Raw genomic sequence first — 20,907 nt, forward strand, 5'->3', positions numbered from 1 at the left:
TGTGGACGATCTCAGGATCGTGGAGGGGAACCAACCCGGGCGAGATCGCCTTTATGCCGTACTGCCAGATGACGTGGTCGTGGCGTGGCTTGATCGAAGGACCGGTGAGATCAAGATTCTTCGAGAGGAGTACGAGTCTGCTGCGCTCAGGGCTCTCGCTCCGTACAGGGCGCACCCGAACGGGGCCGTTCCAAAGGTTGAGCAGCCTCAGCGACCTTCGTTGCCGCCTCTCACGCCGGACCTTGATCTGGCCCGCAACCGCCCAGGAGAGTCACTGAGGGAGAAGCTCGCAAACGAAGGGCCCAACCGCTTCGAGCGGCTCCTCTCTTGGCTGCTGCGTCGCGACTCCGGGTGGGATACCTGGCGCCTGGGGCTGGTGGGCGAGCGGCGGGTGGGGAGTGAGCTTGAACGCTTGTCCGGCCGTGGCTGGCGCATCTTGCACTCGATCCCTTTGCCGCCGAACTCGGTGGACATAGACCACCTCCTGATAGGCCCGGGCGGGGTCTTCAGCATCAACACCAAGAACCACCCCGGGAAGAGTGTCTGGGTCGGCAATGACTCGGCCAAGGTCAACCACGGTCCGCCGCAGCCGTACACACGCAAGGTCCGGGCCGAGGCACGGCGAGTACAGCGCGTGCTCGAGATTTACAGCGGAACGGCAGTTCAGGTCCAGCCCGTCCTCGTCTTCGTCGGAGTCTCGGATGTGACCAAGGCTTCCACCCTCACCGACGTACGGGTATGGCGACAACGGGACATCGCTGCCCTCGGACCGGTGTCGGGAAGGCTCTCCCCGGAGGAAGTCGACACCCTGTACTCGATTGCCCGCCACCGAGGTGCCTGGTCGGACGCCTGACGGCAGGGCAACGTGCCCGGCGAGCTGATGCGGGAGACGGTCGCCCACCTGGGCCGGTGCTCGGTCGCCGACGCCGTTGATGTCACCGGCGGATGTCAGAGGCCCCCAGTCGTGATCGACTGGGGGCCTCTGCTCTGGTGGGCACAGACGGATTTGAACCGCCGACATCTGCTTTGTAAGAGCAGCGCTCTACCGCTGAGCTATGCGCCCGCATACGAAGCGATAGCCTACATGGCCTCCACCGGGTCCCGGCAAACCCGCATTCGCCGGGGGCCTGGGGCCAGGACCGAGGGCGGCCGGGGGCCGAGGACCGGACTGGGGACCACGGGCTGGGGTGTACCCAGTACCCGGGTGAGCCGGGGGTTATCCCCACCCCCGATTCGGTAGCCCGTGGGATCCCCCGCCCGTACGTCCGTTCCTAAGATCGACAACGTACCTGCCCCACCCTTACCCGGAGGTCTCCATGGCACGCCGTGCCGTCCGTCTGTCCGCCCTCGTCGGCGGAGCGCTCGTTGCCGGAGCCGTGCTCACGGGGTGCGGCACGGCCAACGCGGACGATGCCACGCCCGAGGACCGGGCCTTCTCGGTCAAGGGGCAGGAGCTGACCGTGGACTCGGACAACTCCGCCATCGAGCTGGTGCAGGGCAGCGGCGACGGCAAGGACGTGAAGGTCACCCGGTGGTTCGACGGGTGGTCCGTGGGCGGGTCGGCCAAGGCGACGTGGGAGATGCTCGACGACGGCACCCTCAAGCTGCGGCTGAAGTGCAGCGGGATCAGCGTGGACTGCGAGGCCAAGCACAGGATCGAGGTGCCGCGCGGGATCGCCGTCAAGGTCAAGGACGACAACGGCTCCATCAAGGCCCACGGCTTCTCGGCCCCGCTGAAGATCAACGGGAGTAATGGGAGCATCGAGGTCCGGGATGCCGGCGGGCCCGTGGAGATCAAGACCTCCAACGGGCGGATCGACGCCCAGGGCCTCGGCTCCCCGAAGGTGTCGGCCACCACCTTGAACGGCCAGATCAAGCTGGGCTTCGTACGAGTGCCGGAGCAGGTCGACACCCACACCGACAACGGCGCCACCACCGTCCTGCTGCCCCGCGCCGGCTACAAGGTCGACACCAGCACCGGCAACGGCCAGGTCAAGGTGGGCGTCCCCCGCGACGACGCCGCCGGGCACTCGGTCTCCGCGCGCAGCAGCAACGGCAGCATCGACATCCGCACCGCCGACTGAGCCGCCCGGCTGACGTGCCCGGCCGACCGCCCTGATGAGTTCGCCCCCGGTGGATGGGAGAATGTCACCCGGACCTGGGGCGATCCATCGGGAGACGGCAAGTGACGGGGACCTTCGCACGTACGGTGACGGCTGCGGTCCGGGAGACCCTTGCGCTCGTCCTGCTGCCGCTGCCCCTGCTGGCCGCCGCCGCGCCGGCCGCCTTCTCGGGCGGCAGCACGCGGCGCTGGGGCCGGTTCCGTGCGGAGGGCCAGCGGGCGGACGCCCAGGCGGCCAAGGACGCGGCCGCCGCCGCGTTCTACGAACTGGACACCGCCCAGCGCGAACTGCGGATCTCCATCGAGACGATCACCGCCGTCGACTCCTCCCCCGCCGCGCGCAAGGCGTCCGCCGACTTCGAGGCCTTCGGCCGGCGCATAGACGAGGTCTCCGGCGCCTACATCGCGGCCGTCGACGCCCACGACCTCGACCGTGACGACCTGGACGCCGCGGCCGCCGCCCGCGCCCGCACCGAGCTGACCCGGGCCAAGGACGAGCTGGTCCGCGCCAAGGCCGACCTGGACCGGTTCGACCAGAGCCTGGCCTCGCTGCTGACCCGCGCCGAGCACCAGCTGACCCAGCTCGCGCCCGCCGTGGAGCGCGCCCGGCAGGGGCTGCGCGCGGCCGGTGAGGCGCTGGACGCCGCACGCGCCACCGGGCTCAGGGCCGACGACCTGGCCGCCCGGCTCGCCGCGCTCTCCCCCGAGCTGACCAAGCTCAACCAGGGCGCCGGGCAGCACGGCGTGCAGCAGACCGTCGACCGCGCCGACCGCGTGCTGCGGGAGGCCGAGGCGATCCGCAGCGATGCGGAGCAGCTGCCGCAGCGGGCGGCGGAGATCGACAAGCGGCTGGTCTCGCTGCGCACCCGCGCGGAGGCCCTGACCACGCGCGCGGCGAGCGTCGCCCCCGTCCTCAGCGAGCTGCGCCGCCGCTACAGCGCGGCCTGCTGGCAGGACCTCCAGCGGGTGCCGGAGGAGGCGGAGCGGGCGGTCGCGCAGGCGGAGGAGAAGCTGCGGGAGGCCCGTGCGGCCCGCGACGAGCAGCGCTGGCCGGACGCCACGGCGCTGCTCGCGACGGTGCGGGCGTTGCTGAGCACGACCGACGAGGCGGTGTCCGCGGCCGGGGAGCGGCTGCGGCGGCTGGACGAGGTGTCCTTCGACCACCAGGGAGAGGTCGAGCGCACCCGCTTCGCGATCCGCGACGCCCAGCGGCTGGCGATGACGGGGCGCAGCACGCCGGATCCGCGGCATGCGGGGCCGCTGGACGAGGCGGTGGGGCGGCTGGAGCGGGCGGTCTCGGGGCTGGAGGGGCGGCATCCGGACTGGTGGCATTTCCTGCGGGAGACGGAGGCGGTGCGGGAGACCGCGGCGCGGGTGGTGCGGGAGATCCGGGAGGAGCGTGGGGGTGCGGGCCGGGGCTAGGGGGTGTCCGGTGGCCCTGGCTATCCTGCCCCCATGCCCCGTTACGAGTACCGCTGCAAGCCCTGTGGCAGCACCTTCGAGTTGAACCGGCCCATGGCCGAGTCCTCCGCGCCCGCCACCTGCCCCGCGGGTCACACCGACACCGTCAAGCTGCTCTCGACCGTCGCCGTCACCGGCACCGCGGGTGCGGCGACCGCCCCCGCGCCCGCCGGAGGTGGCGGGGGGTGCTGCGGGGGCGGCTGCTGCGGCTGAGTCAGCCCACCGGCTGAGTCAGCCCACCCGGCGGGCCAGCGTCAGGCCGTCCGCCACCGTGAGCATCACGGACTCCATCCGGTCGTCCGCGAGCACGTGCTCGTTGAACTTCCGGACGTACGCCCCCGTACCGCTCACCACCGCCGGATCCGCGGCCTGGCCGCTGAAGAGGACGTTGTCGACCGCGATCAGGCCGCCCGGGCGCAGCCGCGGCACCAGCTCCTCCCAGTAGTCGATGTAGCCGTCCTTGTTCGCGTCGAGGAACGCGAAGTCGATGTGCGGTTCGGCCGGCAGGGCGCGCAGCGAGTCCAGGGCGGGGGCGATGCGCAGGTCGATCCGGTCCGCCACGCCGGCCTCGGCCCAGGCCCGGCGGGCGTGGGCCGTCCACTCCTCCGAGATGTCCAGGGCGATCAGTCTGCCGCCGGCGGGCAGCGCCCTGGCCATGGCCAGGGCCGACAGCCCGGTGAAGGTGCCGACCTCCACCACCTGCCGGGCGCCGGTGAGCCGGACCAGGAAGCCCAGCAGCGCCACCTGTTCCTCTGCCACCTGCATGACCGAACGGTCCGGGAAGAGGGCGTGGGTGGAGTCGACCAGGCCGCGCTGCACGGGGTCGAGGGGCGGGTTGTTGGCGAGCACGTACGCGTAGAGGCTTGCGGTGAGCGGAGCGCTCTTGATCTGGGGCACGTGGTCTCCTCGTCGAAGTCGCTGAAGTCGCTCGTCGAAGTCGGCACGAGTCAACGGAGTTGATTCAGTCGAGTCGATTCAGTTGATTCAGTTGATTCGACAGCGAGCCTACGCCCCGCCCCGCGCCGCCGCCGCTGCGAATGCGCCCACGATCTCCTCCCCCGCCGCCACACCCCGGCTCGCCAGCGCGGTCACGTGCGGCGCGCTCCAGCCCACGTCGGCCAGCTCGCCGTGGCCCGGCCGCCAGGCGCGGTCGGCGGCCAGCAGCAGGTCGGCGTCCAGCAGCGAGTCGCCGGCGGCCAGCATCCGGGCCGCGCCCGTGCGCCGGGCCACCTCCGCCGCGGCCGCGCTCTTGGTGAGCGGCTGCGGCACCGCGTAGACCTTGCGGCCCTGCACCGAGACCGTCCAGCCCCGCTCCCCGGCCCAGGCCGTCAGGTCCTTCACCCATGTCTCGGGCAGCCGCGGGCGGTCCACGACGAGATAGGCGAAGAGGTCCGCCGCGGTCCGCCGCTTGAGCAGCCACGAGGGGTCGACCGTGCGCGTCAGGCGCTCGTCGACCTCGGCCAGCGGGGCGCACTCGGCGGCCAGCCTGCGCCGCACCAGCGCCCGCCACTCCGGGTCCGGCTCGCCGCCCACGAGCAGCTCCCCGCCGTTGGCGCAGATCGCGAACTCAGGGGAGGGGCCCGGCAGCCGGACCCGGGCGTACTGCTCGGGGGTACGGGTGGTGGTGGGCACGAACGTGACCGTGCGGGACAGTTCGGCCAGCCCGGCGGCCGCCGCCTCGGTCATGTAGGAGAGCGGCTTCTGCTCGTACGTCTCCACGCACAGCAGGCGCGGCGCCTGCGCGTCCGGGACGGACAGGGCCAGGGCGGCGGTGGAGTAGATCAGGGTGCGGTCGAGGTCGCTGGCGACCAGCACGGGGGCGGCGGTCACTGCGCGGCCACCGCCTTGCCGTCGGCGCCCGTGGCGCCGCGCGTGTAGTGGGGGTGGATCAGCCCGACGCAGCTGTACGGCAGGCCGTCCACCTCCTCGACCGGTACGCCGCGCTGCTCGGCGAGCAGGCGCACGTGGTCCAGGTCCGCGCCGGCCCCGCGCTTCGCCAGGATCTTCCACGGCACCCGGCGCAGCAGGACGCGGGTGGTCTCGCCGACGCCCGGCTTGACGAGGTTGACGTCGTCGATGCCGTACTCCTCGCTGATGCGCTCGACGGCCGCCCAGCCTACCCAGGTGGGGGTGCGGTCGGCGGCCAGCAGCTCCTTGACGTCCGCGGCGACGTCGTCCTCGGCGGCGGCGAAGCGGGCCGCGACGGACTCCAGGAACGACCGCGAGACGTCGGCCCCGGCCAGCTCGCGGTAGAACTTGGCGCCGTGGAAGTCCTGCGGCCCCACGAGGTCGGCGCGCAGCACCGTGCGGGATATCAGGCCGGACACGGTCGAGTTGAGGCACGCGGAGGGGATGAGGAAGTCGTCGCGCGTGCCGTACGTCTCCACGCAGTGGCCGGGGTCGGCGAGGACGGCCAGGCGTGCGTCGAAGCCCGCGCCCCTTGAATTTTTTCCATGGGCGCTTACGGCCTCGGCCAGTTCGCGGGTGATCGCGCCCTTGCCCGTCCAGCCGTCGACGAAGACGACGTCGGCCGGGTCGTGGTGGGCGGCCAGCCAGCGCAGGGCGTTGGGGTCGAGGCCGCGGCCGCGCACGATGGAGACGGCGTAGTGCGGCAGGTCCAGGCCGTGCGCGTGCCGGGCCCAGCGGCGCATCAGCACCCCGACGGGCGTCCCGGCGCGGGCCAGCGAGACCAGCACCGGCCGGGGCGACCGCTCCGCCAGCACCGCCTCGGTGACGGTGCCGACCGCACGGGCGATGCGGGTCGCGGAGGCGTCGAGGGCGGCGCGGTAGAGCGCCTGGTAGCGCTCGCTGGGCTGGTACTCGACGGGCAGCGACTCCGCGTAGTGCGCCCCGCCGCTCTGGATCGCCTCCTCGCGCTCCTCGGTGGGCGCCTCGAGCCGCACGCCGGAGAGGTCCTGGAGCAGCCAGCCGACGTCGTCGGCGTCGTACGAGGAGAAGGCGGGGCCGCGGAGCGGTTCGGGCAGCATGGGGGAAGCCTGTCGATCGGGTGCGTCGGGTACGTACGAGGGGATGACGGCGAGCAGCAGGTGCGCGGTGTGCGCCGACAGCCGGTCCAGGAGGCCGCCGGGGGCGTGCAGTTCGGGGGTGTCGCCGACGGAGTCGACGACCGCGACGATCGCGTCGAAGCCACCGTCGGCGACGTTGTAGGCGTAGCGCTCGCCGGGGCCGTCACCGGGCGCGTCGTGCGCGGGGAAGGCGAGGCGGGTGCGGATCGCGTAGCCGGGGTCGTCGACCGCGAGGACGGGCGACCGGGTGGTCGTGGAGAAGCGCACGTCCGCGAAGGCGGGCTCGAGGGCGTGGGCGAGCCGCAGCGGGGCGTACATCAACTCCTCGTTGCCGAGGACGAGTACGCGCTCGGCTCCCTGCGGGACGGCTTCGCGGATGCGGGCTGCCATGCCCGGCAGGGCGGCTTCGAGCTGCGCCCGGTGGGCGGGGGTGAAGCCGTGGCGGGCGCCGTCGGGGAGGGCGGGGGGCCAGGCGAGGTCGATACGGGTCGCCGCGGGGTCCGGGGCGGAGCCCCGGTTTCGGGAAGGGGCGGGACTGGGGAAACTCCCTCCGCCGCAACGGCGATCAGCCACCGCGGCGGCACCCGGCGGTGCCGAACCGGCCCCGGCCCCGGCCCCCACCGACTCGTACTCCGCCACCAGCTCCCGCCCCCGCTCCAGCACCCCCTCCGGCAACCCCACCGTCCCCGTCGCCAGCGCGACCAGGTCGATACGGGCGCCCAGTTCCGCAGCGAACTCCCGCAACCGCGCGCGGTCCTCCACGCCCCGCATGTCGACGAGCGCAACCACCACATACCGCCCCCGCGGAAACCGCGCATGCAGCGCCGCAATCGTGTTCAGGACCGTACGCCCCGTCGAGAACTCGTCGTCGACGAGCACGAGCGGGCCGTCGCCCGCGAAGAGGCGGGGATCCTCCGGCAGCAGCAGGTGCGACGTGGCGTGGCTGTGCTCCTCCTCGAAGCCGCCGACGGGCGCGACGCCCGCCACCGCCCGCCGCGTCGAGTGCAGGTACGGGGCGAGGCCGACGCCGTCCGCCACCGCGTGGCCCAGCCCCGTCGCGGTCTCGGCATAGCCGAGCACCACGGCGCGCGCGGCGGCCTCCTCGCCCAGCAGCGCCCGCACCCGGCGGCCGAGGCCCGCCCCGGCCTCGTACACCGCCGAGGGACGCTGGGGCACGTGCTTGCCCAGGACGTTCGACACGAGCAGATGTGCCCGCTTGGGGTTGCGCCGCAGGGCCAGGCCCAGCAGCCCCGGCAGCCGGGCGTCCCCCTCCAGGCGCACACCCAGCCGGTCCGCGACCCACTGCCCCGACCAGACAGACCCGTCCGCCCCGCCCACTCCGTCACTCCTCATGCGCTCTGCAACCCCGCCGCCAGCAGTTCCACGAAGCTGACATCCTCCCGCGCCACGCCGAACACCTCGGCGCGCAGCATGGTCCGCTCGGCCCAGGCGCGGTGCGGCTTCACTTCGTTCATCTTGTTCGTATAGGCGGAGCGCAGTACTCCACCACCGCCCCGCTCCGGCCGGAGGATGTCCTGTGCATCGCTGAACTCCTCGTGGCTGACGACCGAGAGGGCGTGCACGGGTGCGACGTGCGAGGGGTGGATGCAGGTCTTGCCCTGGAGGCCGTTGGCGCGGTCGAGCTGGATCTCGCGGAGGAGGCCGTCCATGTCGTGCTCGATCAGGGCGGTGCGCAGCGCCTCCGCCGGGCCGGCGAAGGGGCTGCGGCGCAGCTGCGGCTTGAACATCCGCTCGGGCTGCGGGAAGTACTCCCAGACGGGGCCGCTGACCGTGAAGCCGCTGCCGTCCGCGCGCCCCAGCACATTGACGACGTCGGCGATGACGGAGGCGACGAGCTGGACGTCGTAGGCGGTCATGTCGGGCGCCCGGCGCAGCCCGTACGCGGAGCAGAAGTCGGTGACGCCGAGGCGCAGGGCGAGCACGCGGTCGCGGTACTTCTCGACGGTGCGGGCTATGCCGGCCAGGGTCTCGGTGCGGGTCTCCAGATGGAGCAGTTCGGGGGATTCCAGGACGGGCATTGCGAAAAGCCTCTGCCCGCCGAAGGCTTCGGCCTCGGTCAGGGCCTCCAGGAACGGAAGTCCGCGGTCCTCGGTGAACTTGGGCAGGACGAATCCGGTCAGCAGCCGGCCGGCCGGGCCGAGTCTCCGCACCAGACTGCCGATCTGCTCGGGCTCGCGGACCCGGACGAACAGCAGCGGCAGCCCGCCGGAGCCCTCGGGATCCCCGGGACCCGCGGCCAGCTCGGCGAACTGCCGGAGGAGGTTCTCCTCCGCGCCCGCCACCTCGGCGTCGGCGATGGAGTCCTCCAGGCACAGGACCATGGAGACGACCCCGCGCCGCGCCTGCTTGCGTATGTCCTCGGCGAGGGTGGGGCGCGTGGCGGGGCTGTAGAGGGTGGCTCCGAGGGCGACGGCGAGCGTACGAGCGGGGGAGCCGGCGTCGAACTCGCCCGGCTCCCGGTGGAACAGCCCACTGCGCACCGCAGGCGCAAGGTGTCCGAAATGCCTCATTGTTCTCCCCGATTGCCGCACCCTGGACGCCTTCCCCTCCGGTCGGCCCGGCACGGAAGCGTGGCCGATTATGGTACGTCCGGGAGCGGGTCAAGAGTTCCCCAAGGTAGTGAAAAACCCATGACCGGCGCCGATGGATCCGGTAACCGGTAGGCGGCCGGCCACCCCTGCGTTGTCCGGCGCCCGCACGGGAAGGCAGGATTGCGGACATGACGCACGCCATGCTCAAGGGGTCGAACATCCCGCTGGAGGCCCGCACCGTACGGGCCGTACTGCGCTGGACCCCAGGCCCGGGCATCCCCGACGTGGATGTCTCCGCCCTGCTGCTGGGCGACGGCGGCCGCGTGCGCTCCGACGAGGACTTCGTCTTCTACAACCAGCCGCGGCACCCCTCCGGCCTGGTCCGCCACCTGCCCAAGAAGCGGCTGGTCGAGGGCATGACCGATTCGGTGGAGACCGAGCTGTCGGCCCTCGATGCGTCCGTGGCCCGCGTGGTGCTGGCCGCGTCCGCGGACGGCGGGCCGTTCGGGCTCGTCAAGGACCTGTGCGTGCTGCTGTACGACGTGGAGCGGGGTGGCGCGGGCGCGACCGCGGGTGCGACCGTGACCGACGTCGCGCCCGTCGCACGCTTCGACGTGCAGCCCGAGACGGGCGACGAGACCGCGATGCTCTGCGGAGAGCTGTACCGGCGCGGGGACGGCTGGAAGTTCCGTGCGCTCGGGCAGGGGTATGCGTCGGGGCTGGTGGGGCTGGCGACGGAGTTCGGCATCTCGGTGGACGAGGGCGACGGGGCGGACGGGGCGGAGTCGGCGCCGGAGCCCGTGCCTGCGTCTGTGCCTGCGTCTGCGTCTGCGCCTGCCTCTGTGCCTGCGGCATCTCCGGCGCCGCCTGCGCCCGGGCCCGGGTATCCGCCGCCGCCTGCGCAGCCGCCCGCGATTCCGCCGCAGCCGGCTTATGGCTATCCGCATCATTCGCCGGCGCCGGCTTCGCAGCCTGCGTACGGGTATCCGCCACAGCACCAGTCGCATCATGCGCCGCAGCCGGCGTACGGCTACCCCCCGCAGCGCCCGGTCCCGGACCCGTCCTTCCGGCTGCCGCCGCAGGGGCCCCAGTTCCAGCCGGGGCGGTAGGGGTTTCCTTTCCCCGATCCCGCCCCTTCCCGAAACTGGGGGCTCCGCCCCCAGACCCCCGCTCCTCAAACGCCGGAGGGGCTGAATTGGACGCCGCCCAGTTTGTGGGCAATCGTTCCTCCCCCAGCTACCGCTGGGAGGTGCCCCCAGGCGATGGGGGTGCCCCCATGCCGTTCAGGCAATGGGGGAGGGTGGGCACAAGCCGGCCTACCGGGCAGCAACCACCCCGGCTGCTGGCCCCGCTCGCAGCGCGAGGGCCCCGGGGTCTGGGGCGCAGCCCCAGTTCGGGAAAGGGCGGGATCGGGGAAAACAACCCTCACACCTTCGACTTGTACCCCCGCCCCCACTGCAGCCCCCACCCATAGAGCCGGTCCAGCTCCGACTGGAAGCCGTACACGTACCGCATCTCGCGCCGCACCACGATGTCGCCCCCCTTGTTCTCGATCATCAGCACCGCGCAGGACCGCGCCTCCGGGGCGCGCTCGTGGAGGGGGACCTCCAGGCGGGGGCCGTTGCCCGGGTAGAGCGTCACCATGGCGTGCGTACGGTCGAACGCCGGGGTGCCGTCATAGATATAGACGAAGATCAGCAGGCGCCGGAACTGGTCGCGGTGGTCCATGTTGATGTAGATCGTCTCGCCCGACCCCGACCCGAAGCGGTCGTCACCGCTGAGCTGAACATACGGCGGCGAGTTGATGCTGCCCAGTATGTTGCCGAGTGGCTGCACTACGCCCTTGGACCCGTCCGCCAGCTCGTACATACAGGCGAGGTCGAGGTCCACGTTGACCATGGCCGGTCCCTGCGCCTGGACCACCTCGGGGGTGAACTTGCGGAAGGGGTGCCGCACCCCCGAGCCGCGGGGGGGCTTGTCGGCGAAGTCGGAGGTCCGCATCCGCCAGGACAGGTTGACCCGCAGGTTGCCCGTGACCGCACCCTGCTTGGTCAGCGAGAACGTCGGATGGCGCTTGGTCAGTTCGACCGCACCGCTGGCCGTGCCGATGCTGTCGAATTGACGTGCGGCAGCGCCTCCCAGATTGCCGAAGAGCTTGTCCCACAGATTCATTGCCGAACCCCCACCGGATGAGCAGAAACGCAGCGGGGCGGTCGTGAGGATGATCCTCGCGACCGCCCCGAACAGAGCGTTCCTCAAATGTGCCGGAGTCACACTCCGGAGGAGACCTCGGCCCTCGTTCCCGAGCCATCGTCCGAGCCCGCCTCACGGCGGTTGCGCACCACCGAGGAGAGGAAGGACAGGCCGATCAGCACGACGCCGATCAGGCCCGTGACGACCTCGCTGACTTCGTACTTGATGGTGATCAGCAGGATCACGGCCAGCGCGCCGATGGCGTAGTGCGCGCCGTGCTCCAGGTACACGTAGTCGTCCAGGGTGCCCTTGCGGACCAGGAAGACCGTGAGCGAGCGGATGTACATCGCGCCGATGCCCAGACCCAGCGCGATCTCGAAGATGTCGTTGGTGATGGCGAAGGCGCCGATGACACCGTCGAAGGAGAAGGAGGCGTCGATGACCTCCAGGTAGAGGAACATGAAGAACGCGGCCTTGCCGGCCACCGCGGCGATCGACGGGCCGCCCTTCTTGGCGGGCGCGGCACCCTGCGCCCCGTCGGCGGCGTCGTCCTCGTCCTCCTCGGACTCCAGGCGGTCCTCGAAGAAGTCGGAGATGCCGCCGACGATCAGGTACGTGATCAGACCGCCGATGCCCGCCAGCAGCACCGTCGCGGCCTTGTCGACCGTGCCCTCGCCGCCGTGCACCGGGACGCCCGTGGCGACGGTGGTCGCGGCGACGAGCAGCACGACGAGCGCGACGACGGTGGAGAGGGTCTCCAGCTTGCCCAGCCTGGCCAGCGGCTTCTCCAGCCACTCCAGCCACTTGATGTCCCGGTCCTCGAAGATGAAGTCCAGGAAGATCATGAGCAGGAACATCCCGCCGAAGGCGGCGATGGCCGGATGGGCGCTGGTCACCAGCTGCTCGTACCGGTCGTGGTCGTTGATCGCGACTCTGACCGCCTCGATCGGCCCCAGCTTGGCCGTGATGGCCACGATGACGACCGGGAAGACGAGCCTCATGCCGAAGACGGCGATGAGGATGCCCACGGTCAGGAACATCTTCTGCCAGAACGGGTTCATCTTCCGGAGGATTCCGGCGTTGATGACCGCGTTGTCGAACGAGAGCGAGATCTCGAGGACGGACAGGATCGCGACAATCGCCAGCCCCTGCCACCCCCAGAGAAGTCCGGCCAAGGCCAGTCCGGCCGCCGTGACGGCGAACGACCATCCAAAGGTTTTCAGGAGCACTGGCTACCCAATCCTTCGCTGTTCGGGTCCCTCCGCGCGAACGCGGCTTTACGAAACGTTGACCCCGAAGTCTAGGGCGATGCCGCGCAGCCCGGACGCGTACCCCTGGCCCACGGCCCGGAACTTCCACTCGCCGCTGTACCGGTAGACCTCGCCGAAGATCATCGCGGTCTCGCCGGCGGCGTCCTCGCTGAGGTCGTAGCGGGCCAGTTCACTGCCGTCGGCCTGGTTGACGACCCGGATATAGGCGTTGCTGACCTGCCCGAAGCTCTGGCCGCGCACATCGGCCTCGTGGATGGAGACCGGGAAGACGATCTTGTCGCAGGCGGCCGGCACCTTGGTGAGGTCCACCAGGATGGACTCGTCGTCGCCCTCGCCCTCACCGGTGAGGTTGTCGCCCGTGTGCTCGACGGAGCCCTCGGGGCTCTTGAGGTTGTTGTAGAAGACGAAGTACTCGTCCCCCAGCACCCGGCCCGAGGCGCACAGCAGCGCGCTGGCGTCGAGGTCGAAGGGGGCCCCGGTGGTGGAGCGCGCGTCCCAGCCGAGGCCGACGGTGACGTTGGTGAGGTTCGGTGCGGCCTTGGAGAGGGAGACATTGCCCCCCTTGGCGAGCGTTACGCCCATGATCTTGGTTCCTCCCCGAGATGACGTTGTTGCGCGGTGCAGGTCGTTGCGCGGTGCACGTCCGGCGCCGCACTCCCTGGCAGGGTGTGCGGCGCCGGACGCGGTGGTATCGGCCGTCGGACGTTGACGTCAGACGTTGACGCCGAAGTCCTGGGCGATGCCGCGCAGGCCGGAGGCGTAGCCCTGGCCGATGGCGCGGAACTTCCACTCGGCGCCGTTGCGGTACAGCTCGCCGAAGACCATGGCGGTCTCGGTCGAGGCGTCCTCGCTCAGGTCGTAGCGGGCCAGCTCGGTGTTGTCCGCCTGGTTGACCACACGGATGTAGGCGTTGCGGACCTGGCCGAAGCTCTGCTGGCGGGTCTCGGCCTCGTAGATGGAGACCGGGAACACGATCTTCTGCACGTCCGCGGGGACGCCGGCCAGGTTGACCTTGATGACCTCGTCGTCGCCCTCGCCCTCACCGGTGAGGTTGTCGCCCTGGTGCTCGACGGAGCCGTCGGGGCTCTTCAGGTTGTTGAAGAAGACGAAGTTCTGGTCGTTGGCGACCTTGCCCTGGTCGTTCGTCAGCAGCGCGCTGGCGTCGAGGTCGAAGTCCGTGCCGGTGGTGGTACGGGCGTCCCAGCCGAGACCGACGACAACCGCGGTCAGGTTCGGGGCCGCCTTGGTCAGCGAGACGTTGCCGCCCTTGCTGAGACTGACTCCCACGAGTCCTCCATAGGTTCGAGGGGCCGGGCGGACGATGGCGGCCCGTGCCCCCGGGTTGTGCGATGGCATCCGATCAACGGTTTGATGCTAGTGACCGGTTCCCACCGATTACAGGCTCTTGCGGCGAAGGACGCCGGGCAGGGCGCCGGGGGTTGCCCCAGGCGCCCCGGGAGTCACTCAGAGCGCGGCGAGGGCCTTCGTGTACTCGTTCAGGTCACGCGCGTCGGGCAGCCCGTTGACGATCGTCCAGCGGACGACACCGTCCTTGTCGATGACGAAGGTGCCACGCAGGGCGCAGCCCTTCTCCTCGTCGAAGACGCCGTAGGCGCGGCTGGCGTCGCCGTGCGGCCAGAAGTCGGACAGCAGCGGGTACTCGAGGCCCTCCTGCTCGGCGAAGACGCGCAGCGAGAACGGCGAGTCGTTGGAGACGGCCAGCAGCTGCACGTCGTCGTTGGCGAACTTCGGCAGCTCGTCGCGCAGGGCGCACAGCTCGCCGGTGCAGACGCCGGTGAAGGCGAAGGGGTAGAAGAGCAACACGACGTTCTTCTCGCCCCGGAAGTCGGAGAGGCGGACGGTCTCACCGTGCTGGTTCTTCAGCGCGAAGTCGGGCGCCTTGTCGCCTACGGCGATCGCCATGGGTAACACCTTTCTGGTGACGGAGCCTGTCGGCGGGACCAGTGTGTCACTGCCGGCGCGGCCGCCCCGCGGCGGGCACCCTCCGGCGGGCCGCCGCGGGCGCGCCCGTGGCGGAAAACGCCTTGCGCCCCCGGCCGCGGGGCGGCGGGGGCGCAAGGGCGTGTCCGACGGGTCGGTGAGGGCCCCGCGGCATCCGGCGCCGGGGCACCTCCTGGGGCACCCCCAGCGGCGGCCGGGGGAGGCACGGGGCCTGTGCCGGCCCGTCGGACACGCCCTGGGCACACGTCGAGGGGACGCGGGGGCGGCGGCGCGGCCGCCCTCCGACAGACCTACCGCTTGGGGGAGGCCATCTTGGTGCCGGACCAGTCCTTGCCGACGCTGATGCTCTTGGTCTGGGAGAGCCCCGCGGTCTGCGCGGCGTCCTGGATGTCGCTCGGCTCGATGTAGCCGTCGCGGCCGGTCTTGGGGGTCAGCAGCCAGATCATGCCGCCGTCCTCGAGGCAGCCGATGGCATCCACCAGCGCGTCCGTGAGGTCGCCATCCTCATCCCGGAACCACAGCAGGACGACGTCAGCCACGTCGTCGTAGTCCTCGTCGACGAGCTCCTGGCCGACGACGGACTCGATACCTTCACGGAGATCGTGATCGACGTCGTCGTCGTAACCGATCTCCTGGACCACCTGTCCCGGCTCGAACCCCAGGCGTGCAGCCGGGTTGGTCCGCTCCTCCGCGTGGTCCGCGGTCGCGCTCACAGATTTCCTCCTGTCATTTTCCGAAAGATACTCCGCTCCGCGCATACGCGAAGCGATGGGCGTAGTCCACACGTGCCGGGCGGATCGCGCAAGTACCCGGCCGCCGAGCCCGCCGAAACGGTGACGAGTGCGGCGGTCTCCGGGCATCTCCCACCATGAGGCAGGAGCGGCGCGTGATTCACAGCACAGCATTTTGCCGAGTTTATGAAGTTACTCCTTGCGATGACGCCCCTCGGACCCGAACGGCCGTACGCGGGCCTCCCTCATAGGGGGCGTATGGTTGCGATTTGGCCGCCGCAGGCGACCGACCCTGGACGATTCGTCTCATGGGTGGTGGTTACCGCCCAGTAGAGATGACGTTTCCGCCGCCGAGGTCCACGATGGGAGCCGGCGCGACATATAAGCAAAGACCGTGTCGACCGCGTGCACAGCAAGAGCGCGCGCCAGGAACAGGCTGCGCGCAGTGCACGACACGACACGACCGAACAGCGAAGGAACAGCGTGGCTTCCGGATCCGATCGCAACCCGATCATCATTGGCGGTCTTCCCAGCCAGGTCCCGGACTTCGATCCCGAAGAGACCCAGGAATGGCTCGACTCGCTCGACGCGGCCGTCGACGAGCGAGGCCGCGAACGTGCCCGCTACCTCATGCTTCGCCTGATCGAACGGGCGCGTGAGAAGCGCGTGGCCGTGCCCGAGATGCGCAGCACGGACTACGTCAACACCATCGCGACCAAGGACGAGCCGTTCTTCCCCGGCAACGAGGAGATCGAGCGCAAGGTCCTCAACGCGACCCGCTGGAACGCGGCCGTCATGGTCTCGCGCGCCCAGCGCCCGGGCATCGGCGTCGGCGGCCACATCGCCACCTTCGCCTCTTCCGCCTCGCTGTACGACGTGGGCTTCAACCACTTCTTCCGCGGCAAGGACGAGGGCGACGGCGGCGACCAGATCTTCTTCCAGGGCCACGCCTCCCCGGGCGTCTACGCCCGCGCCTTCCTGCTGGACCGACTGTCCGAGCAGCAGCTGGACGCCTTCCGCCAGGAGAAGTCGAAGGCGCCCTACGGCCTGTCGTCGTACCCGCACCCGCGCCTGATGCCGGACTTCTGGGAGTTCCCGACCGTCTCGATGGGCCTCGGCCCGCTCGGCGCGATCTACCAGGCCCGCATGAACCGCTACATGGAGGCGCGCGGCATCGCCGACACCTCCAAGTCCCACGTCTGGGCGTTCCTGGGCGACGGCGAGATGGACGAGCCGGAGTCGCTCGGCCAGCTGTCCCTGGCCGCCCGTGAGGGTCTGGACAACCTGACCTTCGTCGTCAACTGCAACCTCCAGCGCCTCGACGGCCCGGTGCGCGGCAACGGCAAGATCATGCAGGAGCTGGAGTCGCAGTTCCGCGGCGCCGGCTGGAACGTGATCAAGCTGGTGTGGGACCGCTCCTGGGACCCGCTGCTGGCCCAGGACCGGGACGGCATCCTGGTCAACAAGCTCAACAGCACCCCCGACGGCCAGTTCCAGACGTACGCCACCGAGACCGGTGCGTACATCCGCGAGCACTTCTTCGGCGACGACCAGCGTCTCCGCAAGATGGTCGAGGGCATGACCGACGACCAGATCCTGCACCTGGGCCGCGGCGGTCACGACCACAAGAAGATCTTCGCGGCGTACGCGGCGGCCAAGGCCCACAAGGGCCAGCCGACCGTGATCCTCGCGCAGACGGTCAAGGGCTGGACGCTCGGCCCGAACTTCGAGGGCCGCAACGCGACCCACCAGATGAAGAAGCTGACGGTCGACGACCTCAAGCGCTTCCGGGACCGCCTCCACATCCCGATCGCCGACAAGGAGCTGGAGTCCGGCCTGCCGCCGTACTACCACCCGGGCCGCGACTCGGAGGAGATCCAGTACATGCACGACCGCCGCAAGGCGCTGGGCGGCTATGTGCCGACCCGTGTCGTGCGGTCCAAGCCGCTGAACCTGCCGGGCGACAAGGTCTACGCCCCGATCAAGAAGGGCTCCGGCCAGCAGTCGATCGCCACCACCATGGCGTTCGTCCGCCTGCTGAAGGACCTCATGCGGGACAAGGAGATCGGCAAGCGCTTCGTGCCGATCGCGCCCGACGAGTACCGCACCTTCGGCATGGACTCGCTGTTCCCGTCGGCGAAGATCTACAACCCGCTGGGCCAGCAGTACGAGGCCGTGGACCGCGAGCTGCTGCTGGCGTACAAGGAGTCCCCGACCGGCCAGATGCTGCACGACGGCATCTCCGAGGCGGGCTGCACCGCCTCGCTGATCGCCGCCGGCTCCGCCTACGCCACGCACGGCGAGCCGCTGATCCCGATCTACGTCTTCTACTCGATGTTCGGGTTCCAGCGCACGGGTGACCAGTTCTGGCAGATGGCCGACCAGCTGGCGCGCGGCTTCGTGCTCGGCGCCACCGCCGGTCGCACCACCCTCACCGGTGAGGGCCTCCAGCACGCCGACGGCCACTCGCACCTGCTGGCCTCGACCAACCCGGCCGTCGTCGCGTACGACCCGGCGTTCGGCTACGAGATCGCGCACATCGTCCAGGACGGTCTCCGCCGCATGTACGGCGAGAACGCGGAGGACATCTTCTACTACCTCACCGTCTACAACGAGCCGATCCAGCACCCGGCCGAGCCGGAGAACGTGGACGCCGAGGGCATCCTCAAGGGTCTGTACCGCTACAAGGCGGGCGAGGCCGGCGCCATCCCGGCGCAGATCCTCGCCTCCGGCGTGGCCGTGCCGTGGGCCCTCGAGGCCCAGAAGATCCTCGCCGAGGAGTGGAACGTCAAGGCGGACGTCTGGTCGGCGACCTCCTGGAACGAGCTGCGCCGTGACGCCATCGCGGTGGAGGAGCACAACCTCCTGCACCCGGAGGAGGAGCAGCGCGTCCCGTACGTGACGAAGAAGCTCGCCGACGCCGAGGGCCCGAAGCTGGCCGTCTCCGACTGGATGCGTGCGGTTCCGGACCAGATCTCGCGCTGGGTGCCCGGCACGTACCAGTCGCTGGGCGCGGACGGCTTCGGCTTCGCGGACACGCGTGGCGCGGCCCGCCGCTTCTTCCACATCGACGCGCAGTCGATCGTCCTGGGCGTGCTCACCGAGCTGGCCAAGGACGGCAAGATCGACCGCTCGGCCCTGAAGCAGGCGATCGACCGCTACCAGCTCCTCGACGTGGCAGCAGCCGACCCGGGCGCAGCGGGCGGCGACGCGTAAGCGTTGACAGGTTGACGACGGCTCCCGACCGGCTTTGCCGGTCGGGAGCCGTCCTGCTTGTGGGCAATCGTTCCTCCCCCAGCTACCGCTGGGAGGTGCCCCCAGGCGATGGGGGTGCCCCCATGCCGTTCAGGCAATGGGGGAGGGTGGGCGCAAGCCACCCGCAGCCGGAAACCGGCGCCCACCCCAGACGGCAACCCCGCTACTGCTCCCACACCTTGTACGCCCGCACCACGTACGGCGATTCCGGCACCCACGACCCCGACGGATACGTCGAGAACTCCCCGGTCTCGGCACACGTGGCGCTCTGATACGTCGTGACGGGCCGCCCCGTCCGGTTGACGAACGAAGCCGCCGTCCCCCCGCCCGGCAAGGCGATACAGCTCTCGATGTCGATGCCCGCCAGCTCGCTCGTCGTCCGCGCCCCCCGGTACCCCGTCTTGGGCCACATGCACAGCTGCCCTGCCGCACAGCTGCCCGTACGGCCCGCAGGCTCCGCACTGGCCGCAGGCGCAATCGCGCACCCCAGCACGGCCGCAAGGCCGAGAGCAACAACGGCGTTACGCCGGAACTTACGCATACGGGTCCCTCCCCAGTCGCACAGTCGAATGGTCAGACGAGTCTCGTCACCGAAGATCCGCACTGCCAAGAGGGCCGACCCGGCCATGCCCTGATAGGGGAAGCGCAGCAGAAGCGGGGGCGGTACCGAGGTACCGCCCCCGCTCCCTTCGGGGGACACAGTGGCTCAGGTGGCTCAGATGCCTCAGGTGGCTCAGATGTGTGCCGCGCCGCCTCCGGCCTCGACGTTCTCGCCACGCTTGGTGAACAGGGCGACGACCGCGGCGAAGACGGAGACGACCCCGGCGATGGTGAAGGCCTGTCCCATGCCCGACATGAAGGTGTCATGGGCAATGGACGTGATCTTCGCTGCCACATCGGGCGCGGCGTGCGGCGGCACGGGGGCGATGCCGAGCTGGACGGCCTCCTTGGCGTGGTCCATCTGCTCGGGCGGGAGCTGCGGCAGGCCCCCGTCGGCCCACTTGTCGGGCAGCAGGTTGTCGACCCGGGAGGCGACGACCGCGCCCAGCACGGCCGTACCGAGCGAGCCGCCGATCTGCATGGCGCCCTGCTGGAGGCCGCTCGCGACACCGGCGTGCCGCAGCGGCGCGTTGCCGACGATGACCTCGGTGGCGCCGACCATCACCGGCGCGAGGCCGAAGCCGAGCAGGCCGAACCACACCGACATCACGCCCGTGCCGGTGTCGGCGTCCAGGGTGACCATCCCGAAGCAGGCGACCGCCGTGCTCACCATGCCGCCGACCAGGGGGACACGCGGTCCGTACTTGGTGATGAGCGCGCCCGCGATGGGTGAGGCCACGATCATCATGCCGGTGAGGGGCAACAGGTGCAGACCCGCGTTGACCGGGGCCATCCCGTGGATGTTCTGCAGGTAGAAGGTGACGAAGAAGACGCCGCCGATGAAGGCGAAGGCCATCAGCACCATCAGGACCGTACCGGCGGACAGCGCCACCGACCGGAACAGGCCGAGCGGCAGCAGGGGCTCGCGCGTCCTGGACTCCCAGAGGGCGAAGAGGATGAAGCACAGGCAGGACACGCCCAGGAAGAGCAGCGTCTTGCTGCTCGTCCAGTGCCAGACGGACACCTTGATCAGCGCCCAGATGACGCAGAACATCGCCGCGGACAGCAGCGCGATGCCCAGGAAGTCGAAGGACTTGGGGGTCTCCTCGGCGCGGTGGTCCTTGAGGATGACCAGGCCGAGGACGACGGCGAGGATGCCGATCGGCACGTTGATGAAGAACACGGACTCCCAGTTGACGTGCTCGACGAGCAGTCCGCCGACGATCGGTCCGCCGGCCGTCGAGGCACCGATGACCATGCCCCATAAGCCGATGGCCATGTTGAGCTTCTCGGCCGGGAAGGTGGCGCGCAGCACGGCGAGCGCGGCGGGCATGAGCAACGCGCCGAACAGGCCCTGGAGTACACGGAAGGTGATGATCATCGACACGCTGCCCGACAGGGCGATGAGCCCGGAGAAGCCGGCGAAGCCTGCGGTGCCGATGAGGAAGATCAGACGGTGGCCGAAGCGGTCGCCGAGCTTGCCGGCGGTGATCAGGGCCACGGCGAGGGCGAGGAGATAGGCGTTGGTGATCCACTGGACATCGGCGAGCGAGGCGTCCAGGTCCTTCTGGATGGCGGGGTTGGCGATGGCGACGATCGTGCCGTCGAGCGCGACCATCATCACGCCAATCGCGACGGTAACAAGTGTCAGCCAGGGATGGCCCCGCAGTCCGTTCCGGGGACCGAGTTCCGGCGTCGCGTCGGCGACGGTGGTCTGAGACGTCATGCTCCGAG

The 20,907-nt window shown here is 70.4% G+C and carries 18 protein-coding genes and 1 tRNA gene; 6 read left to right on the top strand and 13 right to left on the bottom strand.

Features of this window, described 5'->3' with window-relative positions; translation table 11 throughout:
- Nucleotide 1: 1 nt before the first annotated feature.
- Entirely contained in the window at nt 2-853 is an 852-nt protein-coding gene (locus AC1Z4A_RS08695) for a nuclease-related domain-containing protein (protein WP_483677292.1), read from the top strand.
- Nucleotides 854-988: 135 nt separating this feature from the next.
- On the opposite strand, the gene AC1Z4A_RS08700 is transcribed toward AC1Z4A_RS08695, so the two are convergent.
- Nucleotides 989-1,063 (bottom strand) — tRNA-Val (locus AC1Z4A_RS08700).
- A 253-nt stretch (nt 1,064-1,316) separates the two neighbouring features.
- Between AC1Z4A_RS08700 and AC1Z4A_RS08705 the strand changes: the two genes are divergently transcribed.
- The 3 genes from AC1Z4A_RS08705 to AC1Z4A_RS08715 all read left to right on the top strand — a co-directional run bounded on the left by AC1Z4A_RS08705 (nt 1,317) and on the right by AC1Z4A_RS08715 (nt 3,796).
- Nucleotides 1,317-2,084: a DUF4097 family beta strand repeat-containing protein gene (locus AC1Z4A_RS08705; protein WP_483677293.1), complete on the top strand. Its 768-nt coding sequence runs from the start codon at nt 1,317-1,319 to the stop codon at nt 2,082-2,084.
- 101 nt (nt 2,085-2,185) lie between these two features.
- A complete protein-coding gene (locus AC1Z4A_RS08710; RefSeq protein WP_483677294.1) occupies nt 2,186-3,544 on the top strand; it encodes a hypothetical protein in 1,359 nt (452 codons plus the stop codon).
- Nucleotides 3,545-3,577: 33 nt separating this feature from the next.
- Entirely contained in the window at nt 3,578-3,796 is a 219-nt protein-coding gene (locus tag AC1Z4A_RS08715; RefSeq protein WP_483677295.1) for an FmdB family zinc ribbon protein, read from the top strand.
- A gap of 18 nt (nt 3,797-3,814) precedes the next feature.
- Here AC1Z4A_RS08715 and AC1Z4A_RS08720 read toward each other — a convergent pair whose 3' ends face one another.
- The 4 genes from AC1Z4A_RS08720 to AC1Z4A_RS08735 all read right to left on the bottom strand — a co-directional run bounded on the left by AC1Z4A_RS08720 (nt 3,815) and on the right by AC1Z4A_RS08735 (nt 9,140).
- A complete protein-coding gene (locus AC1Z4A_RS08720; protein ID WP_483677296.1) occupies nt 3,815-4,480 on the bottom strand; it encodes an O-methyltransferase in 666 nt (221 codons plus the stop codon).
- Nucleotides 4,481-4,588: 108 nt separating this feature from the next.
- Complete coding sequence (locus AC1Z4A_RS08725) at nt 4,589-5,413, bottom strand: HAD family hydrolase (protein WP_483677297.1); 825 nt, start codon at nt 5,411-5,413, stop codon at nt 4,589-4,591.
- Nucleotides 5,410-7,962 (bottom strand): phosphoribosyltransferase, encoded by a 2,553-nt coding sequence (locus AC1Z4A_RS08730; RefSeq protein WP_483677298.1) that lies wholly within the window; start codon nt 7,960-7,962, stop codon nt 5,410-5,412. The genes AC1Z4A_RS08725 and AC1Z4A_RS08730 overlap by 4 nt, the downstream gene beginning before the upstream one ends.
- A complete protein-coding gene (locus tag AC1Z4A_RS08735) occupies nt 7,959-9,140 on the bottom strand; it encodes an HpcH/HpaI aldolase/citrate lyase family protein (protein ID WP_483677299.1) in 1,182 nt (393 codons plus the stop codon). The genes AC1Z4A_RS08730 and AC1Z4A_RS08735 overlap by 4 nt, the downstream gene beginning before the upstream one ends.
- Before the next feature lie 209 nt (nt 9,141-9,349).
- Here AC1Z4A_RS08735 and AC1Z4A_RS08740 point away from each other — a divergent pair, with 209 nt between their 5' ends.
- Complete coding sequence (locus AC1Z4A_RS08740) at nt 9,350-10,270, top strand: TerD family protein (protein ID WP_483677300.1); 921 nt, start codon at nt 9,350-9,352, stop codon at nt 10,268-10,270.
- A gap of 316 nt (nt 10,271-10,586) precedes the next feature.
- Here AC1Z4A_RS08740 and AC1Z4A_RS08745 read toward each other — a convergent pair whose 3' ends face one another.
- From AC1Z4A_RS08745 to AC1Z4A_RS08770, 6 genes are all read right to left on the bottom strand, one after another.
- Nucleotides 10,587-11,333, bottom strand: a complete 747-nt coding sequence (locus tag AC1Z4A_RS08745) for a TerD family protein (protein ID WP_483677301.1) — start codon at nt 11,331-11,333, stop codon at nt 10,587-10,589.
- Nucleotides 11,334-11,431: 98 nt separating this feature from the next.
- Nucleotides 11,432-12,583, bottom strand: a complete 1,152-nt coding sequence (locus tag AC1Z4A_RS08750) for a DUF475 domain-containing protein (RefSeq protein ID WP_483677302.1) — start codon at nt 12,581-12,583, stop codon at nt 11,432-11,434.
- A gap of 48 nt (nt 12,584-12,631) precedes the next feature.
- Nucleotides 12,632-13,207, bottom strand: a complete 576-nt coding sequence (locus tag AC1Z4A_RS08755; protein ID WP_483677303.1) for a TerD family protein — start codon at nt 13,205-13,207, stop codon at nt 12,632-12,634.
- Nucleotides 13,208-13,336: 129 nt separating this feature from the next.
- On the bottom strand, nt 13,337-13,912 hold the full coding sequence (locus AC1Z4A_RS08760; protein ID WP_483677304.1) for a TerD family protein: 576 nt from the start codon (nt 13,910-13,912) through the stop codon (nt 13,337-13,339).
- A gap of 177 nt (nt 13,913-14,089) precedes the next feature.
- Nucleotides 14,090-14,548 (bottom strand): peroxiredoxin, encoded by a 459-nt coding sequence (locus AC1Z4A_RS08765; protein ID WP_483677305.1) that lies wholly within the window; start codon nt 14,546-14,548, stop codon nt 14,090-14,092.
- 329 nt (nt 14,549-14,877) lie between these two features.
- Complete coding sequence (locus AC1Z4A_RS08770) at nt 14,878-15,300, bottom strand: DUF3052 domain-containing protein (RefSeq protein WP_483677306.1); 423 nt, start codon at nt 15,298-15,300, stop codon at nt 14,878-14,880.
- 501 nt (nt 15,301-15,801) lie between these two features.
- Between AC1Z4A_RS08770 and aceE the strand changes: the two genes are divergently transcribed.
- Nucleotides 15,802-18,534: a pyruvate dehydrogenase (acetyl-transferring), homodimeric type gene (aceE, locus tag AC1Z4A_RS08775; protein WP_483677307.1), complete on the top strand. Its 2,733-nt coding sequence runs from the start codon at nt 15,802-15,804 to the stop codon at nt 18,532-18,534.
- Between the two features lie 202 nt (nt 18,535-18,736).
- On the opposite strand, the gene AC1Z4A_RS08780 is transcribed toward aceE, so the two are convergent.
- Together AC1Z4A_RS08780 and AC1Z4A_RS08785 are read right to left on the bottom strand one after the other, a co-directional pair.
- Nucleotides 18,737-19,201, bottom strand: coding sequence for a peptidase inhibitor family I36 protein (locus AC1Z4A_RS08780; RefSeq protein ID WP_483677308.1), 465 nt, complete (start codon nt 19,199-19,201; stop codon nt 18,737-18,739).
- Nucleotides 19,202-19,306: 105 nt separating this feature from the next.
- Nucleotides 19,307-20,899, bottom strand: coding sequence for an MFS transporter (locus AC1Z4A_RS08785; protein ID WP_483677309.1), 1,593 nt, complete (start codon nt 20,897-20,899; stop codon nt 19,307-19,309).
- Between the last annotated feature and the right edge of the window lie 8 nt (nt 20,900-20,907).

The organism is Streptomyces sp. 17_S59 (genome assembly GCF_056930295.1).

Coding starts and splice junctions, on each gene's coding strand:
- AC1Z4A_RS08705 (WP_483677293.1), top strand. CDS start 1,317: ATGGCACGCCGTGCCGTCCGTCTGTCCGCCCTCGTCGGCGGAGCGCTC.
- AC1Z4A_RS08715 (WP_483677295.1), top strand. CDS start 3,578: ATGCCCCGTTACGAGTACCGCTGCAAGCCCTGTGGCAGCACCTTCGAG.
- AC1Z4A_RS08730 (WP_483677298.1), bottom strand. CDS start 7,962: ATGAGGAGTGACGGAGTGGGCGGGGCGGACGGGTCTGTCTGGTCGGGG.
- AC1Z4A_RS08735 (WP_483677299.1), bottom strand. CDS start 9,140: ATGAGGCATTTCGGACACCTTGCGCCTGCGGTGCGCAGTGGGCTGTTC.
- AC1Z4A_RS08740 (WP_483677300.1), top strand. CDS start 9,350: ATGACGCACGCCATGCTCAAGGGGTCGAACATCCCGCTGGAGGCCCGC.
- AC1Z4A_RS08745 (WP_483677301.1), bottom strand. CDS start 11,333: ATGAATCTGTGGGACAAGCTCTTCGGCAATCTGGGAGGCGCTGCCGCA.
- AC1Z4A_RS08755 (WP_483677303.1), bottom strand. CDS start 13,207: ATGGGCGTAACGCTCGCCAAGGGGGGCAATGTCTCCCTCTCCAAGGCC.
- AC1Z4A_RS08765 (WP_483677305.1), bottom strand. CDS start 14,548: ATGGCGATCGCCGTAGGCGACAAGGCGCCCGACTTCGCGCTGAAGAAC.
- AC1Z4A_RS08780 (WP_483677308.1), bottom strand. CDS start 19,201: ATGGCCGGGTCGGCCCTCTTGGCAGTGCGGATCTTCGGTGACGAGACT.
- AC1Z4A_RS08785 (WP_483677309.1), bottom strand. CDS start 20,899: ATGACGTCTCAGACCACCGTCGCCGACGCGACGCCGGAACTCGGTCCC.